15 protein-coding genes and 1 pseudogene are annotated in these 16,230 nt (G+C 37.6%); all 16 read right to left on the bottom strand.

Annotation, left to right across the window (positions count from 1 at the left end; all coding sequences use genetic code 11):
• Positions 1-10: 10 nt before the first annotated feature.
• Positions 11-1,021 (bottom strand): branched-chain amino acid ABC transporter permease, encoded by a 1,011-nt coding sequence (locus HMPREF0873_RS00330; RefSeq protein WP_008713655.1) that lies wholly within the window; start codon positions 1,019-1,021, stop codon positions 11-13.
• Positions 1,021-1,902 carry a branched-chain amino acid ABC transporter permease gene (locus HMPREF0873_RS00325; protein WP_004697158.1) on the bottom strand — a complete coding sequence of 294 codons (882 nt, stop codon included), beginning with the start codon at positions 1,900-1,902 and terminating at the stop codon, positions 1,021-1,023. Before HMPREF0873_RS00325 ends, HMPREF0873_RS00330 begins: the two co-directional genes overlap by 1 nt.
• Before the next feature lie 16 nt (positions 1,903-1,918).
• Positions 1,919-3,067 (bottom strand): ABC transporter substrate-binding protein, encoded by a 1,149-nt coding sequence (locus HMPREF0873_RS00320; RefSeq protein ID WP_008713654.1) that lies wholly within the window; start codon positions 3,065-3,067, stop codon positions 1,919-1,921.
• Between the two features lie 120 nt (positions 3,068-3,187).
• On the bottom strand, positions 3,188-5,107 hold the full coding sequence (locus tag HMPREF0873_RS00315) for an ABC-F family ATP-binding cassette domain-containing protein (RefSeq protein ID WP_008713653.1): 1,920 nt from the start codon (positions 5,105-5,107) through the stop codon (positions 3,188-3,190).
• Between the two features lie 28 nt (positions 5,108-5,135).
• A complete protein-coding gene (locus tag HMPREF0873_RS00310) occupies positions 5,136-6,458 on the bottom strand; it encodes a type II secretion system protein GspD (RefSeq protein ID WP_038125307.1) in 1,323 nt (440 codons plus the stop codon).
• Complete coding sequence (locus HMPREF0873_RS00305; RefSeq protein ID WP_004697230.1) at positions 6,440-7,288, bottom strand: hypothetical protein; 849 nt, start codon at positions 7,286-7,288, stop codon at positions 6,440-6,442. Before HMPREF0873_RS00305 ends, HMPREF0873_RS00310 begins: the two co-directional genes overlap by 19 nt.
• Positions 7,289-7,413: 125 nt before the next feature.
• Positions 7,414-8,403, bottom strand: coding sequence for a UDP-glucose 4-epimerase GalE (galE, locus tag HMPREF0873_RS00300; RefSeq protein WP_008713651.1), 990 nt, complete (start codon positions 8,401-8,403; stop codon positions 7,414-7,416).
• Positions 8,404-8,412: 9 nt separating this feature from the next.
• On the bottom strand, positions 8,413-9,849 hold the full coding sequence (locus HMPREF0873_RS00295) for a glucose-6-phosphate isomerase (RefSeq protein WP_004697345.1): 1,437 nt from the start codon (positions 9,847-9,849) through the stop codon (positions 8,413-8,415).
• Positions 9,850-9,932: 83 nt separating this feature from the next.
• The gene (locus tag HMPREF0873_RS00290) at positions 9,933-10,211 is read right to left on the bottom strand and encodes a DUF1294 domain-containing protein (RefSeq protein ID WP_004697386.1); all 279 of its coding nucleotides are present in this window, start codon (positions 10,209-10,211) and stop codon (positions 9,933-9,935) included.
• Positions 10,212-10,231: 20 nt separating this feature from the next.
• Complete coding sequence (locus tag HMPREF0873_RS00285) at positions 10,232-11,155, bottom strand: NAD-dependent epimerase/dehydratase family protein (protein WP_004693351.1); 924 nt, start codon at positions 11,153-11,155, stop codon at positions 10,232-10,234.
• A gap of 22 nt (positions 11,156-11,177) precedes the next feature.
• Positions 11,178-11,903: a viroplasmin family protein gene (locus tag HMPREF0873_RS00280; RefSeq protein ID WP_008713648.1), complete on the bottom strand. Its 726-nt coding sequence runs from the start codon at positions 11,901-11,903 to the stop codon at positions 11,178-11,180.
• Between the two features lie 10 nt (positions 11,904-11,913).
• The gene (gene ybaK, locus HMPREF0873_RS00275) at positions 11,914-12,405 is read right to left on the bottom strand and encodes a Cys-tRNA(Pro) deacylase (RefSeq protein ID WP_008713646.1); all 492 of its coding nucleotides are present in this window, start codon (positions 12,403-12,405) and stop codon (positions 11,914-11,916) included.
• A gap of 81 nt (positions 12,406-12,486) precedes the next feature.
• Positions 12,487-13,485, bottom strand: coding sequence for a nucleoid-associated protein (locus tag HMPREF0873_RS00270; protein ID WP_008713644.1), 999 nt, complete (start codon positions 13,483-13,485; stop codon positions 12,487-12,489).
• A 27-nt stretch (positions 13,486-13,512) separates the two neighbouring features.
• On the bottom strand, positions 13,513-14,808 hold the full coding sequence (locus tag HMPREF0873_RS00265) for an AMP-binding protein (RefSeq protein WP_008713642.1): 1,296 nt from the start codon (positions 14,806-14,808) through the stop codon (positions 13,513-13,515).
• Between the two features lies 1 nt (position 14,809).
• The gene (locus tag HMPREF0873_RS00260; protein WP_008713641.1) at positions 14,810-15,916 is read right to left on the bottom strand and encodes an acetyl-CoA C-acyltransferase; all 1,107 of its coding nucleotides are present in this window, start codon (positions 15,914-15,916) and stop codon (positions 14,810-14,812) included.
• Positions 15,917-16,079: 163 nt separating this feature from the next.
• Positions 16,080-16,230, bottom strand: a pseudogene (locus tag HMPREF0873_RS09840) (IS200/IS605 family transposase); the annotation flags it as partial.

The raw sequence follows: 16,230 nt of genomic DNA, 5'->3' as shown, positions 1-16,230 counted from the left end.
CAGTTCCCTCCTATCCTTGTTTTTCCTGTTGTTTACGCTTATATGCTTCAAAGCGTTCTGTTAATACTTGTGATTCTGGAATATATGGAGCTTTCTTAAAGCCTAATTTACGGCTAATTTTATCCACCATGGATTCTGTTAAAATACCATCTGGACGAACAGCCATCAAGATTACTAGCAAAGCACCATAAATAATATCGCGATAGTCGGATAAGAAACGCAATACTTCTGGTAGTAATGTAAGAATAAAGGAACCTAGTACGGAACCCCATACTACATTGGAACCACCAAATACAGGGAATAACAAAATTTGTACTACTTTATGGTAGCTGAAATCTGTAGGATTAATAAAGTTTGTAATATGCGCATACAAACCACCACCAATACCAGCGATGAAAGCGCCGATAATAAAGGCCATCATCTTGTAGTATACAACGTTGATTCCCATCAATTCAGCTGCATGATCATCAGCCTTAATCGCTGCAAAGGCACGACCCACACGGCTATTATTAATCCGTACACAAAAGGCGATAATCAATACTAAAATAGCTAACAAAATAATAATAGCCATTAGATTGCCCCATGCAACAGCATCAATGCCCATTAAACCATCGAGATCAAATTCATAGGCATAATTTGTCAATTCTTGAGGAATGGATGGAATACCAGAAAGGCCTAATGCACCATTTGTAATATCCAAATTCAAGAAAATAACACGCACAACTTCGCCAAATCCAAGTGTAGCAATGGCAAGATACAAACCTTTAAGACGTGTTGTTGGCAAACCGATAATAACAGCCACAAGACTAGCAACTAAGCCACCAATAATAATGCCTACAACGATAGGCAAATCAGCTTTCAAAGAAAGAATAGCGCCTACGTATGCACCAACACTCATAAAGCCAGCAGCCCCTAAAGAAAGCTGTCCACTTGCCAGTGTGAAATAAATTGAAATACCCATGATGGCATTAATGATGAAAAACATCACGATCTGTAGATAATACGGGTTTAATAATTCCATTACGGTCTACCCCCTTTATCTTTAGATCCAAACAAGCCTTGTGGGCGCCAGAATAATAATAGGATAATGAGACCAAAGGCAACAGCATCACGGAATGTAGATGCACCATAAGCAACAGAGAAGATTTCTGCTACACCTAAAATAAAGCCGCCAACCATGGCGCCTGTAATATTACCAAGACCACCTAAGATAAGTACTGCCAGACCTTTAAAGCCTATAATAACACCCATAGTAGGCTCAATAGCATTAAAGGACAAGCCTACCAATACACCTGCCGCTGCACCTAAAGCAGATGCAATCATAACAGTAATAGATATAATCATTGTTGGATTGATACCCAAGAGAGCTGCTGTTTCCGTACTCATGGATACAGCGCGAATAGCCTTACCAATCTTAGTTTTCTTAATAACTACATTTAAAATCAGCATTAGCACAACAGAAACGCCTAAACCAATAATTTGTACCATAGAAATTTTGAAAGCTCCAAAGTCGATTAGGCCACCAATATAGTCTGGTGGGAATGATCTAGTTTGAGGGCCCCAAAGCAATAATGCCAAACTTTCAAGGAAAATAGAAACACCAATGGTACTAATAAGTGGTGCCAAGTGAGACACCTTTTTCTTGCGTAGTGGACGAAGCGCCACAAATTCTAAAATATAACCAAGGATAGCACCGACAGCCATAGCTACGATAAGGGCTACAAAAATGTTAACGTCAAAAACAGTTACCATAAAAAGACCAACGAAGGCACCTATCATAAAGATGCCTCCGTGTGCCATGTTGATGATATTTAAAACGCCAAACACAAGTGTTAAGCCAATAGCGAGTACAGCATATAAGCTACCGAGGGTTAACCCGTTAACTAATTGTTGTAAAAACACTATACTACCTCAACTTTTATTTTTTTAATGCGTCAAATTGACCGTTTTTAATTTGTAAAACTTGAACTTCCATGGAAGGGTCGCGTTTTTCGTTGAACTTGAATTGACCAGTTACACCAACAAAGTCAGCAATATTTTTCAAAGCTTCTCGGAATTTTTCACGATCTGTAGTGGAACCTGCTTTTTTCAAAGCTGCTTCATAGAGGTATACCGCATCATAAGCTTGAGCTGCGAATTGGTCTGGTTCTTTACCGTATTTATCTTTATAAGCTTTACGGAAATCTTTTACCTTTTGATCGTCTTTGTTAGGGAACCAAGGTGTACCTACGATAACGCCATCAGCTGCAGCACCTGCAATTTTAATGAATTCAGGGCTGTTAAAGCCATTGGAACCAACTACAGGTTGATTCATACCCATTTCACGCATTTTTTTCATGATTAATGCGCCTTCTTGGTAAAGAGAAGCAACTACGATAACATCAGGTTTTGCTTGTTGAATCTTAGTTAATTGTGCAGAGAAATCAGTATCTTTATCTGCAAATGTTTCAGTATCAACGATTTGTACGCCTACAGCTTCCAATGCTTTACGAGCTGTATTATTTACAGATACCATTTGGTCATTATTGTTGGAGTACATAATAGCTGCAGTTTTGAAGCCTAAAGTTTTATGTGCTTCTTTAATTGCAGTATCTACTGCCAAGGATTCAGGTACAGCATTACGGAAAATGTAATCGCCGATATCTGTAATACCTTCAGCAGTTGTAGATGTACCAAGAGCTACGATTTTACTTTTGTTTGCTACAGGACCAGCTGCCATCATTTCACCAGATAACATTGGGCCGATAACAGCTACAACTTTATCCTTAGAAATTACTTTATTCATTGCATTAATTGCTTCGTTTTTATCACCTTTAGTATCTTCTACTAATAAGTTAATTTTTACAGCATTAGCATCAGCGTTAATTTCGCTTACTGCCAATTCTGCACCAGCTTTAATGGACTCACCATATGCGGCTGCACCACCAGTTGTTGTTGTCAACAATGCGATTTTAGCTTCATTGCTATTTGCATTACCTGCATCTTTATTACTGCCACAACCAGCAGCAACTGCCATTACACCAGCAAGGCCAAAAATGACTGCTTTTTTTAACATGGATTTATTCATGTTACACCCTTCCTTTAAAACATAAAACTTTGATTCTATACCTATATTATGAGAAATTTCAATCTTTTGTCAATTAAAAGAAAATGATTTTAATTCCTTAATAATATATACATTAAAAAGCTATTCACATAGCCGTTCCCACTTCTCATATAATGAATCCAACTCAGTTTGAGTCTCTTCAATTTGTATGGAAATTTTAGACATTTCATCTAAATCTTGTTGTACTACAGGATTCGCTAATTGCACTTCATACATCTTCATCGTCGCCTCTAAACGAGCAATTTCAGCTTCTACCTCAGCTAATTGTTTTTCTACCATATAAGCATTTGGCTTCTTCTGATTTTCCTCTATAGTTTCTGATGCTGAAAGCATTGACTCATTAGTAGGAGTAGCTTTACTATCACGCTTACTGCTCTCAGAGTTTTTCTCATTAGCTAATGCTAATAAGTCTTCTTTCTCTTTCAGCTTTTCCTTATAGTATGAATAATTACCGAGGTACTCTGTAAATTTACCTTCATCTAGAATTACTGTTTTTGTAGAAACTTGATCTAAGAAGTATCTATCATGAGAAATAATAAAGCAAGTCCCTTCAAATTGTTGTAATGCTCTTTCTACGATTTCTCGTGTAGGAATATCTAAATGGTTTGTCGGTTCATCTAAAATTAGGAAATTATCGCCTTGAAGAAATAACTTAAGCAAAGCTAAACGAGCGCGCTCACCACCCGATAATTCACCTACTAACTTAAATACATCATCCCCCTTAAATAAGAACGACCCAAGCACATTACGCGCCTTATCCTCACTATAGTTAAAGTGATTCATAATCTCTTCTACTACCTGCCAAGAATCGTGCAGCTCTTCGTGCTCTTGTGAGAAGTAACCCACTTGTACCCGATTGCCAATATCTACATGACCATTTTCAGGGAATAATTCTCCTACAATAGTTTTCACCAGTGTAGACTTACCAGCTCCATTAGGCCCGATAAGTGCTACGGATTCACCACGTCGAACAACAAGAGAGATATCATTAATAATACGACTTTCACCATATCCTACAGATAAGCGATCTAGTACTAAAACCTTATCGGCACTCATTGCTGCAGGAGGGAACGAAAATTGTAAATGATGTGAAGTAACAGGTGCCTCTAGACGTTCTAATCGATTAAGTTGGGACTGACGACCACGAGCCATTTTAGACTTGATACCAGCACGGTATTTATCTATATAAGCCTCTGTTTTCTTAATGTACTCCTGTTGTTTTTCATAAGCCACCATATCTGCCTTTAAGCGTTCATCCCGTTGTTGAATATACCGACTATAGTTACCGCGATAGGTTGTAGCCTTATGATTATCTAACTCTACAACACCTGTGACAATACGGTCTAAAAAATACCGGTCATGACTTACAATGAGAATTCCACCCTGATAGGCAGATAGGTACCCCTCTAACCACTCCAGCATATCCATATCTAAATGGTTAGTTGGTTCGTCTAAGAATAAAAAATCGGGACTACGTACTAATGCTTTAGCTAAGTTAATACGTGTTTTTTGACCACCTGAAAATGCATTAGCCGGCTTATCTAAGTCATCGTCAGTAAAACCAAGACCATAGACTATGCGCTTTGTCTTTTGCTCGTAGTCATACCCGCCTAACCATTCTAGACGATTCTGTAAATAATCTAAGCGTTGTAAATCCGATTCGCTAGCCTCTTCAGATTCCAATCGACTAGTGAGTTCTTTTAATTGTTTTTCCAATGCATGAACATCGGCCCAAGCCTTTTCTATTTTCGTAGCAAGGCTATCATCCCCCAGATTTACATCTTGTTGTAAATAGCCAATACTAGCAACAGGCGACTTGACTACATTACCTTCATCCAGCTCTTCATAGCCTAATATGCACTTTAACAAGGTAGATTTTCCAGCCCCATTAGGGCCTACCAAGGCGAGTCGATCACCTTCTTTTAACTCAAAGGACACATTGGAAAATACTTGGCGCACTCCAAACGATTTTCCAAGGCCTATCATTCGAATGCGTTCCATTCACAACCTCCTAATCATTTACTCTTCATTATACCACAGTTGCCCTCACTAACATTAGCATTTCTATAGAATCTTTTGTTTTTCGACTATGACGGAATAATTTTCCTAACAAAGGGATATCTCCTAAAATAGGTATCTTTTGTATTTGATGTTGATCTCGATTGTCCATGAGTCCACCAATAACCAGCACTTCTCCTGGTTGTAATCGTACTCTTGTATGTGCTTGACGTGTGCTTATTTTATAGGCTTTCATTTCAGATACCATAATAGGTGTACTCACCTCTGCATGTATTTTAGCATCTACACCATCATCAGCAGTAATAATAGGAGTATAATTCAACTTAATGCCCACCTCTTCATAACGAGTAGAACGCTTTCGTTCTCCATTCACTTCCGATTCTTCTATAACTGGTATTCTTTCACCTATCAAGATATGTGCAGTCTCACCATTGAGAGCCATGATAGATGGCTTTGCAATTAGAACGGCTTTACCTGAGCTTTCCATAAGACTTAGCTCTGGTTTTACAAAAAACTTATAGGCCTCTCCAGTCGGAGTTTTGCCAAAGGTAACGGCACCATAGGAATGTGTTTTATCTTCTCCATGGCCGGTCAAGCTAAGCCAAGACCATCTAAATCCTTGTTCCTTAGCATAGGATTGTTCCATAGCAATGATGGTAGCTTCTAATTGCACTTGTTTTGGTTCCTTGTCGATAGCACGTACTAAGGTTTCTACACGTCGCTTTTCTCCACTCGTCAAATGCATAATTACTTCGTTTTGTTCTGAAAGCACTGCCATTTTATCGTTTTTTACCACTGTGCCTACCACATTTTTCAAAGACTCAGCCGGCAAATGTTCAGGTGATATAACATATAGCTCTCTTTTTTCAAGTGTTTCATCATCAGAATCAATAAGAAGGGTATTATGCTCCTTCGATACGGAAAAATGATATAACTTACCTAATTCATTAATAATTGCTTCTGGTGATTCTCCCTTTACAGTGGCCGTAATACTCCCTTTTAACGACTCTACACCAATTACGGATATACCATAACTACGACAAATGCCTAAGACGGTCTCCTTTAAGGATGCATTGCGTACAGAAATCGTTATGAGTTCGTTCCCAACCTTTTTTTCATTTTTATCTACTTCACTACTATTTACGATAGTTTCAGAACTACTAGCAGTTATTCTATCATTTCTATTAGTACCTATCCTATCAGTACTATTAGCAAATACCATGAACGGAGTTACAAGCATGACGACCATCCATAAGCTTATTCGCAATATAACTATCACTATAATCTTATCTATATATTTTAGACCTAGAAAGTTTACTCGATTCTTAGCCACCGTGATGAACCTCCTTCAATAATTTCTACACCACTTGCAGTTATCTTAGATACTGATATTTCTTTCCACACACTTCCTATACTAACCATTTGTTCCTCTGTACCTTTTCGTAAAATGGCAATATTCTGTTGGCCCTCAATAATACCTATAAGCTCTATGGGATGTTGTTTGATAGGATTACTTATAGTAGGTTGTATACTAGATTCAACTCGTCTAGCACTAGTATCTTTAGATTTTAATTCAATATAATTACCACTATGCTTTTTATTATTTCTTATTTGTTGATATTTTCCATTTCTACGACTTTTATCTTCCGTTTTTCCAAAAGTACTCTTTTCATCATCGGACTCATATAAATTATTATTTATATCAACGAAATTGCCATTACTATCTTTAGTCATCTTATTCTGACCAAGTAAATCATCTATAGGAATATCTTTAAAAACCTCTCGCCAAGGATTTGCTCGCTCAACACCGGTAATATCATATAATAATCGTCCATGAACATTGCTTTTTACCTCTCTATCCTTTACATTTTTTATATCACTTTCATCTTTAAAATAGTTCTTTCCTTTCCCTGTTCTATTACCATGTGTTGTTTCTTTTGATAATTTCTCTGAGCCTCGTTCATCTTGATTACCATCTCTACCATTAGATTGATCTAAACTAATATGAACATTTTCCTCCTCATGAGGATAAAAAATACCAATACCTAAAAGGGCCACCGTAATGATAAGGAAAATACTAAGCGCAAACTTATAGTGGCGCATAATAAAATGCTGCTTATCAATCCACATTTTCATACGTTCTATATAGTCTCGTAAATTCATAATCCACCTCCTGCTGACATATTCTAGGAGGCTCTTTTAAAATCCTACAAAAAAATGACTCTACCAGTCACCACGGTGACTAATAGAGTCATTCATTATATTGACAAATCAAAACTATTTGTTCTTTATTTACTACTAAACCCATCTGGATGAGATGTATGCCAATGCCATGCATCTTTGATAACATCAGCAACATTACTAAATTTAGGATCCCAACCAAGTAAATTTTTAATTTTTTCAGAGGACGCAATTAATGTTCCTGGATCACCAGCACGGCGATCACCATATTGAACAGGAATATCGATACCTGTAACCTCTTTTGCAGTCTCAATGATTTCCTTTACAGAGAATCCATTGCCACTACCAAGATTAAATACTTGAGATTCTCCGCCTTTACGTAAGTAGTCCATAGCCAATACGTGAGCAGTTGCTAAATCATTGACATGAATATAGTCGCGTACACATGTGCCATCAGCCGTATCATAATCAGTACCAAATACAGTTATATGCTCTCTTTTACCACGAGCCGCATCTAACACAAGTGGAATCAAATGAGTTTCAGGATGATGGTCTTCTCCAATCATACCAGACGGATCTGCACCGGCCGCATTGAAATAACGCAACGCAACATATGTAGAGCCATAGATAGAACTATAATCAGACAACATTTCTTCTATCATCAATTTAGTGCGACCATATACATTTGTTGGTTGCAGTTGAGCATCCTCACGAATAGGCACTACCTTTGGCTCACCATGCACAGCAGCCGTACTAGAAAATACAAAATGCTTTATACCTGCGGTACGAGCAGACTCAATAAGGTGATAGGAACCAACTACATTATTTTCATAATAAATAGCTGGATTTTGCATGGATTCACCAACTTGTGAGTGAGCAGCAAAATGCATTACACCTAGGATGTTATGTTCTTTCATAATGCCTACTAGTTTAGGATCTGCAATATCCATATTGTAGAACTTTACCCCTTCAGGAATAGATTCTACATGCCCTCGAGATAAATTATCTACAATGATTGGTGTATATCCTGCTTGTTGTAAAGCACGTACAGTATGACTCCCAATATAACCAGCACCACCTGTTACTAAAATATTCATAGTTCCCCCTCATGAATTATGTACATCCTTTGCTCGAGCCAATTTGGGCCCAATGAGACGCTTATAAACCTCTACCCCTGGTTGATCAAAAGCATCAACGCCCGCAAAAATGGACTCAAAATAAACGGCCCAACAATGCATAAACATAATTTCCCCTAAATGGAATGCGTTTAATGTTGGTACAGTTATAGTCATGTTAAAACGATTGTCACTAGACAAGGCTTCTCTATTAGCATCTAAAGCAATGTTTAAAATATCACAAATGCCTACATCAGATAGAGAGTGTAAACGTTCATATTGACTATAAGAATCTGGAACAATGAGATTATGTTTCCATTCCTTAACCTTAATAAATTGAACTACCTTATTTAGGCGCCCCTCTTGATGTTCTTGAACTTGGGCATGCATATCCATAGTACCTACTGCAGCTACTGGCGTACGTCCATATGGCAGACAAGTATTACTCATTTTTCCAAGAGATTCGGATAAGAGCTGCACATACCAATCAGATAATGAGTGGAGTGCTTCACTATAAGGCATAAACACCTCTATAATACGACCATATCGTTCAGATGCAATATATTTCAATAATGCACTTAAAAGGCCTGGATTTTTAAAAATGTCTTCTTCTTGACATGCTGCATCCATAGATGCAGCACCAGCTAAAAATCCTTCAATATCAAATCCTACAAGAGCGGCCGTTACAAAACCAACTTCTGTAAATACAGAGAAACGACCACCTACGCCATAAGGAATACTATAGGTCTTCCAATTATTTTCTATCGCCATAGATCGTAAAATCGTAGGATGTTCATCATCAGATACATCTGTAACAGCTATCACTTCGTAGTTAATATTACGATCTTGTAAAGCCTTCTCCAAAATCATGAAGTTAGCCATAGGTTCAATGGTAGATCCAGACTTAGAATTAATAACGAGCATCACCTTATAATCAGGACCTTTTTTCTGAGCTTGACACTCTAACGTACGAATTAGCCCTACTAAGTAATCACCATCCACATTAAAGCCTGCAAAGTACATTCTAGGATAGCCGTCGCGTTCCTCTGCACTGTAGTTATTCCAAAATGCTCCACATTGCACATCAAAAATAACTTTGCTCCCCAAATAGGAGCCCCCAATACCTACAGATACAACCGTATCAATATTATGGCGTGCATAGTCACGTAATTCGTAAAGCCGCTCTAACATATCTGGTGTATTGATACCATCTTCTGAAATATATGGAAGTTGGTAAAACAACACAGGTTCAGGTAAACCATCTTTAGAAACATGACCTTCTTCAAAGCCTGTAGAACGCAAAATATTTGTATGACGCCATACATTTTGTATAGCCCGTTCAAAATTATTCACATCGCGTTCTTGTATGCAACTTTCATTATATATATTAGCATAATCTAACTCAAAACCTGATTGTAATCGCAACATCAAATATCTCCTTCACTGACATTTTATGTACAATATTCTCTTATTATATCATAAAAGAATGAATAAAATATTAGTTTATACAATCATTTCACCCACAAGCCATAACCGAATCCAACCGCATATACAGACCAAAGTAATGCAAAAGGAATGGCTAATTTAAATTTAAGCTTTAACGTCTTATGACGCCATAGGACCATACCTAATAAAGCACCAACACCACCAAAGGCAAACGCTAAAAATAATAATGTGAACTCTGAAATCCGATCATATCCATTAATGGCACATAATTTATCGTATCCGTACATACTGAATACGATAAGATTCCAGACACCTACAGTTACCCAAAATTGTGTATCACTCATATCCCCAAACCTTATTCCCCTTACTTATGATGAGCTTTAAAGTATTCTAATGTCTTTTGTAAGCCGTCCTCTAATGTTGTAGTAGCAGTAAAGCCAAAATCACGTTCAGCTTTCACATTACTTAAGCGCGAATGTTTAATATCTCCTATACGCTCATCTTCATAATAAACCATAAAATCTGTCCCGCTAATAGTCCGGAATCGCGTAATCAACTCATTCACAGATGTTCCCTTATTGGTAGATATATTATAAATACCTGTGCATTGACCATTCCCCATAGCCTTAATGTTAGCATCTACCACATCATCTACATAAATGAAATCTCTAGTTTGCTCACCATCACCAAATACAGTTAATGGTTGCCCTTCGACAATCAAGCGGTTGAAAATACTGATAACACCACCTTCACCACCATCACCTTGACGTGGTCCATATACATTAGCATATCTAAAGCATACTGTATTTAATCCAAAAGCTTCATGATAAATTCGCAAGTAGCCTTCTGCAGTAAGCTTTGTTAAGCCGTAAAAAGACGAAGGCATACCACTCAAGTCTTCAGTCAATGGCAATACTGCCAAGTCGCCATATACAGCAGCTGATGAAGGCATTAAAAATTGTTCAACATTCACTTTACGACAAGCATCGAGAACATTAATAAGCCCTATTAGATTTACATCACAGTCATAACTTGGGTTCTCCATAGAGGATTGTACCATTGTTTGCGCCGCTTCATGGAAAACAATAGACGGCTTAAACTCTTCAAATACAGATAGTAATTTTGGATCTCGTACATCCATCTCAATAAATTGAGCATCTTCATGTACAAAGGAGCGCATACCTGTAGATAAATTATCTATAACGAGTACATCGTGACCTAATTCAATTAATCTATCAACTAAATGGGAACCAATAAATCCGGCCCCACCAGTAACACATATATTCATAGCGCCCTCCCTTCTAACATCTTTAAATACCTGCACCTTGTTTTGCTAGTGCATCAGCCATTTCATTATATGTATCGCCCGTATGAGCAGCCACCTTGTGAAAGTAAACTCGCACACGATTTTTTATAGAATCATAAAATGCTGAGTACTCTTGGGTTAGCTCATTATTACGTTTCCATCCCTTAGTAGCCCACATTTCTATGCCCATATAATCATAGTAAAGTGAACATTCAGAAATCCCATTATCAACGGCGTATTTCATAACATGCATAGCAGCCAACAACTCGCCAGCTACATTCCAAAACGATGTATATCGTTTATCAGTAGAGGAAAAAGAAAAAGTTTTCCTCTTGCCATTCAAAAAGATAACCCCACCTGCCCCAACAGTATTGGTCTCTTTATTATAACTACCATCGATATACGCAACCATATAGTTTGGAGTAGTAAAATCTGGTTTCACAACATTTGCTGATACTTTACTTTGAATACTAGAACTAGAAACTATAGGCCTAGAATTTTTAGATTTAAACTTCACTTCTTGTGGCGATTTAAGTTCACTCTTTTTAGCGCTCATAAAATCACTTAAAGACAAACCTGAATCCTCTACAAAAGCACGTGCTTCGGCTTCTGTCGAAAATGATTTGTAGATAGCACCACCATAGCCCTTTACTTGTTTCTCACAGTCAGACCATGTAGTATAAACTCCTGGTACACGACCCTGACGAACAGCATAAAACTTTTTTGCCATACGCCCCCCCTTAATGGTCCATTGTCAGTTCAACAAATTCAGCATTTACAACAGATGCCAAATCCTTTGGATCTACCTTCATTTGCATACCGCGTAAACCTGCGCTTACATATACAAACTTTTGGGGTTCCATAGTAGCATCAAAATAGGTAGGGAATGCTTTTTTCATGCCTACTGGAGAACATCCACCGCGCAAATAACCTGTAATACCTAACAAATCCTTAACATGAACAAGCTCTACAGACTTATTATGACTAACACGTGCTGCCTGTTTCATATCTAACTCTTCAGCCACAGGAATACAGAATACTACATATCCAATTTTGTCACCTTTGCCAACTAATGTTTTAAAGACTTGTTTCTCATCGAGTTTTAATGCTTCTACTACATGAAGGCCAGCAGCACGCTCTTCAGACCACTCATATTCGCTAATACTATAAGGTATCTTATGAGTATCTAAAATACGTAATGCGTTTGTTTTTTTATGTTTCTCTTTACTCATCATAACCTCCATATACTAGCATAGCAAATAAATTTAATCATTACATAATATATTTCTATAGACAAATATAATTTTTCATTACTATTTATTTACGATTTTATTAATATTTTTTAATTCAATACGCAAAGTACCATCATCATTAGTTTTTATCTCAATAAACTCACGATTTTTCATATATTCTACAGGAAATGAAATCTCAATACCTGTATCTGTTTTAATCTTATGATGCTCTCCAACCTTCGTGGCAAACTCACGATTGACTGGCAAAGGACGCAGCATATCCGCATCAGCTAATTCTTTTTTTGCCGCCTCTTGTTGAATGGGATTCGCTTTAAATACCTCTTCTACAATACGAACAGGATCAACGGTATCTGATACTTCTGCATTTTTAGCAATCATAGATTTAGCGGTTGTCAACTCAACAACGCTATCAGACTCATGAGCTTGAGCCACCTTATCTACGATAGTCTTTACCTTTCTCACCGTATCTCGCGAGGATTGATTAGTCCCTAATTGCAAGACCTTATCTGCTAGGATATAGGATACCTCACCATCAAATTCCCCTTTAGGTTCAAAAATTCGAACGCTAAAATCATGCAAATTAATGGATGCAAAGGCACGTAACTTCTGCGACGGCATCGGCAACACAGCCTTATGAGAAACGAGTTCTGTAGCCAATGTACCATCATCTTCACTGAATAATTGATGGGTAAAAGCATCATGAGCTTGACACAAAAGAATACAAACATAAGGCGTATCCGTAACGGCTTCACAGATAATTGTATCAATAACAACAGAATCAGTAGCTTGTTTCATGTATGAAAATAAGCTTTCACCTAAATTCTTACATAAATCAATAAACTTAAGCGCTCCATTTTTATAATCTAATAATTGTTTGCCCACAGGGCTCGCATCATGTAAGGTTCCGGTTCTAGCCCCTGGATCTTTAAAAGCCTTAACTACATGATTTGCTATATAATCTTGTATAGCTTGATCCCCAACCTTTAATTCATGTTCAGAATATACAGCTAACGAGGATGTAAAGTCGAAAATCTCTAGCGCCGCCTTATTAATCTGCATGATGCCTCCTTGTAGTACAAAAAATGTTTACCCTTTATTATACCACTCTTTTAGCTTTCGTTTATCAACTTTTGAGCATTCCGTAAGGGGTAGCATAGGAACTTCTATTATAGCTTTTGGCCACTCCATAGAAGGCCTTTTATTATGAATAAGGTCTATAACTTCATTCAATCTAGCCTCACCATCTAGCACCATATAAACTACGTAGTCCTCCCCTCGTATCTCATCAGTAATATCAATTATAGCAACCTCGGAAACCCCTTGTAAGGATTGTAAATACAATTCCATCTCTGGAATAGAAATTTTATATCCCCCTTTATTGATTACGTCGCCTGCTCTCCCATTAAACATTAGATAACCATCGCTATCGATATATCCACAATCATTTACAGTATATGTATTAGAAATCCCTTCAATATGATATTTTGTGGTCACATAAATAACATTATCAGTCTCTGCTATCTGTATGGTTGGGAATGGTCTCCCCACCGTACCTTCTCGCTCTAGCCATTCCTTACCTGTACAATACGTTATATAGTTAAGCTCTGATGCGCCATAGTACAAGATAAACTCCATATCAGGACATATATGTTGTAACTGTTCCATTAATTGTCGATTTAGAACTTGAGATCCTGCAATTATATATTTAATAGATGATAAATTACTTTTACAGTGTCGTACCAATAATCGTAGTTTTGTTGGTAATGCATATATATGGTCTACATTGTATTCCTCTATGAGCTGTATCCATCTACTAGGACGCAATGAACTCGTAGTAACAACGGTCCCTCCAGCCCATAAAGCGGCAATAACCATATTGCTAACACCTGTGAAACTAAAACTCCCTTGTAAAAAGATTTTAACATCTTTGTTTATATGAAAAATATTATTTTGAATATCAAAAAAATCACGCCAAGACCTCTCTCGTCTCCACAAAGGTTTTGGTCGTCCCGTAGTCCCCGATGTAAGTACTCCAAAATCAGCTAATGGCGGTACACCTTCATAGGCTATAATACGAGCTAGCTCATCTACATAAGCCTTATCCATCTCATTGTGACATACCATAGGAATATTATCTTTATATATTGCCCCAAGCCACTGTGTAAGTTGTTCAACAAACGACAATTCCTTAATTAAAAGAACCTTAGTTTTTAATGTCTCTTTAGACTGAGTAAAATTTACAATGTGACTTGTATTATTAATATTTACCGATAGAATAGCATCATATAGTTCACCATATGTATATTGTATGTCATCTACGATTAGGGCAATTTTATGGGGCTCTAACTCTTTATACTGTTGTAAGCGTTCAATAATTGTCATATTACATACGTTCCATAATTAAAGCCGAGCCTGTGCCTCCTGCACCAGCAATAGCGCATAAACCATAACGACCACCACAAGATTCTAAAGCAGCCATACAGTGAAGCACTAATATGGCGCCAGAACATCCATAGGGATGCCCATAAGCTAACGCTCCACCAAACAGGTTATATTTCCCAATATGATTAGGATAAGTCTTATCAAAAAGAACATCAATAATGGCAAAGGCTTCATTCCATTCCACTACGTCAATATCATCCATAGTTAAACCTGTACGTTTTAAAATGGCTTCTGTGCTTTCAAGGGCACCCTCTGGACTAAACTGGGGATTTCCTGCCCAAGGTTTGACGCTATGAATTTTAAAAGGCCCTTTTTTATTAGATAAATATACAAAGGCTGCTCCATCATGAGTTAAACACGCATTGCCTGCATTTGTAATAGAGTCAGCTCCCAACAAAGGTTTCATCCTAGACAAGAGTTTTTTGTTCATCGTAGGTCGAATACATTCATCTATACATCTTTTACCATCTATAGTAATAGGCATAATATGTGACTGTAAATATGGGTTATCTAAAGCGGCTGATGCTCTTTGATGACTGCCAATAATATGCGGATATAAATCTTCCTTTGTTACATTGTGTTTATGAATAGTCCGCTCGGCCCCTTCGAGCATGGCTAAATGCGATTGATCTTGGGGCGTAAATTGAGCTACCTTATAGGCACCTTCTCGGTCATCCCCAGATGCATACACCCGCTCTGGCTGTAACGACGAACTTTCAATACCGCCTGCAATAGCAGAATCCATAATACCAGACACAATATGTGCATATGCTATCTCAATACTCATCAAAGCTGAGGCACATTGCATATCAACGGTGATAGCAGGCACAGAATTTGGTAAATTACACATAAGACCCATGAGTCGGCCAAGGTTACCACCAGTACCAACTGCATTACCACAGAAGATTCCATCTATATGTGAAATAGTATAACGATTAATTATTTCATCAATTACTTGAGAGCCCAAAATCTCGGGTCTCATATGTTTATATTGTCCATTTAAAACGCCGATAGGACTTCTAAGCCCACCATGAATATATACTGACATATATACTCCTTCTATTAAAATCATAACCACCCGTAGAACGGGTGGTTTGCTCTGACCCTATAAGGGTCTTTCTCTAGTGGTGGCCCTCTAAAGAGGGCATTGAATGATCTGACAACCACTCTATTACCACTGGCTGCCCCCTACTCGGGGGCTTTTATTTTGCCTATTTTACCGGCTCACCCGTAAACGGGTCGGTATACTCTTTAAAGTTTAATGTATCTTGTGCAATATCTTCTTGTAGTTGATTGCGAATATACTCTTTTATCGCTCCTTCATATCGTCCTACCGTATCCACATAATATCCTCTACACCAG

Source organism: Veillonella sp. 3_1_44 (assembly GCF_000163715.1).
Lineage (GTDB): Bacteria > Bacillota > Negativicutes > Veillonellales > Veillonellaceae > Veillonella > Veillonella parvula_A.
This window is presented reverse-complemented; position numbering and strand designations above follow the sequence as displayed.

Bases quoted from the DNA above. Each gene is read 5' to 3' on its own strand.
- HMPREF0873_RS00330 (WP_008713655.1), bottom strand. From the start codon at position 1,021: ATGGAATTATTAAACCCGTATTATCTACAGATCGTGATGTTTTTCATC.
- HMPREF0873_RS00320 (WP_008713654.1), bottom strand. From the start codon at position 3,067: ATGAATAAATCCATGTTAAAAAAAGCAGTCATTTTTGGCCTTGCTGGT.
- HMPREF0873_RS00315 (WP_008713653.1), bottom strand. From the start codon at position 5,107: ATGGAACGCATTCGAATGATAGGCCTTGGAAAATCGTTTGGAGTGCGC.
- HMPREF0873_RS00305 (WP_004697230.1), bottom strand. From the start codon at position 7,288: ATGAATTTACGAGACTATATAGAACGTATGAAAATGTGGATTGATAAG.
- galE (WP_008713651.1), bottom strand. From the start codon at position 8,403: ATGAATATTTTAGTAACAGGTGGTGCTGGTTATATTGGGAGTCATACT.
- HMPREF0873_RS00295 (WP_004697345.1), bottom strand. From the start codon at position 9,849: ATGTTGCGATTACAATCAGGTTTTGAGTTAGATTATGCTAATATATAT.
- HMPREF0873_RS00290 (WP_004697386.1), bottom strand. From the start codon at position 10,211: ATGAGTGATACACAATTTTGGGTAACTGTAGGTGTCTGGAATCTTATC.
- HMPREF0873_RS00285 (WP_004693351.1), bottom strand. From the start codon at position 11,155: ATGAATATATGTGTTACTGGTGGGGCCGGATTTATTGGTTCCCATTTA.
- HMPREF0873_RS00280 (WP_008713648.1), bottom strand. From the start codon at position 11,903: ATGGCAAAAAAGTTTTATGCTGTTCGTCAGGGTCGTGTACCAGGAGTT.
- ybaK (WP_008713646.1), bottom strand. From the start codon at position 12,405: ATGAGTAAAGAGAAACATAAAAAAACAAACGCATTACGTATTTTAGAT.
- HMPREF0873_RS00270 (WP_008713644.1), bottom strand. From the start codon at position 13,485: ATGCAGATTAATAAGGCGGCGCTAGAGATTTTCGACTTTACATCCTCG.
- HMPREF0873_RS00265 (WP_008713642.1), bottom strand. From the start codon at position 14,808: ATGACAATTATTGAACGCTTACAACAGTATAAAGAGTTAGAGCCCCAT.
- HMPREF0873_RS00260 (WP_008713641.1), bottom strand. From the start codon at position 15,916: ATGTCAGTATATATTCATGGTGGGCTTAGAAGTCCTATCGGCGTTTTA.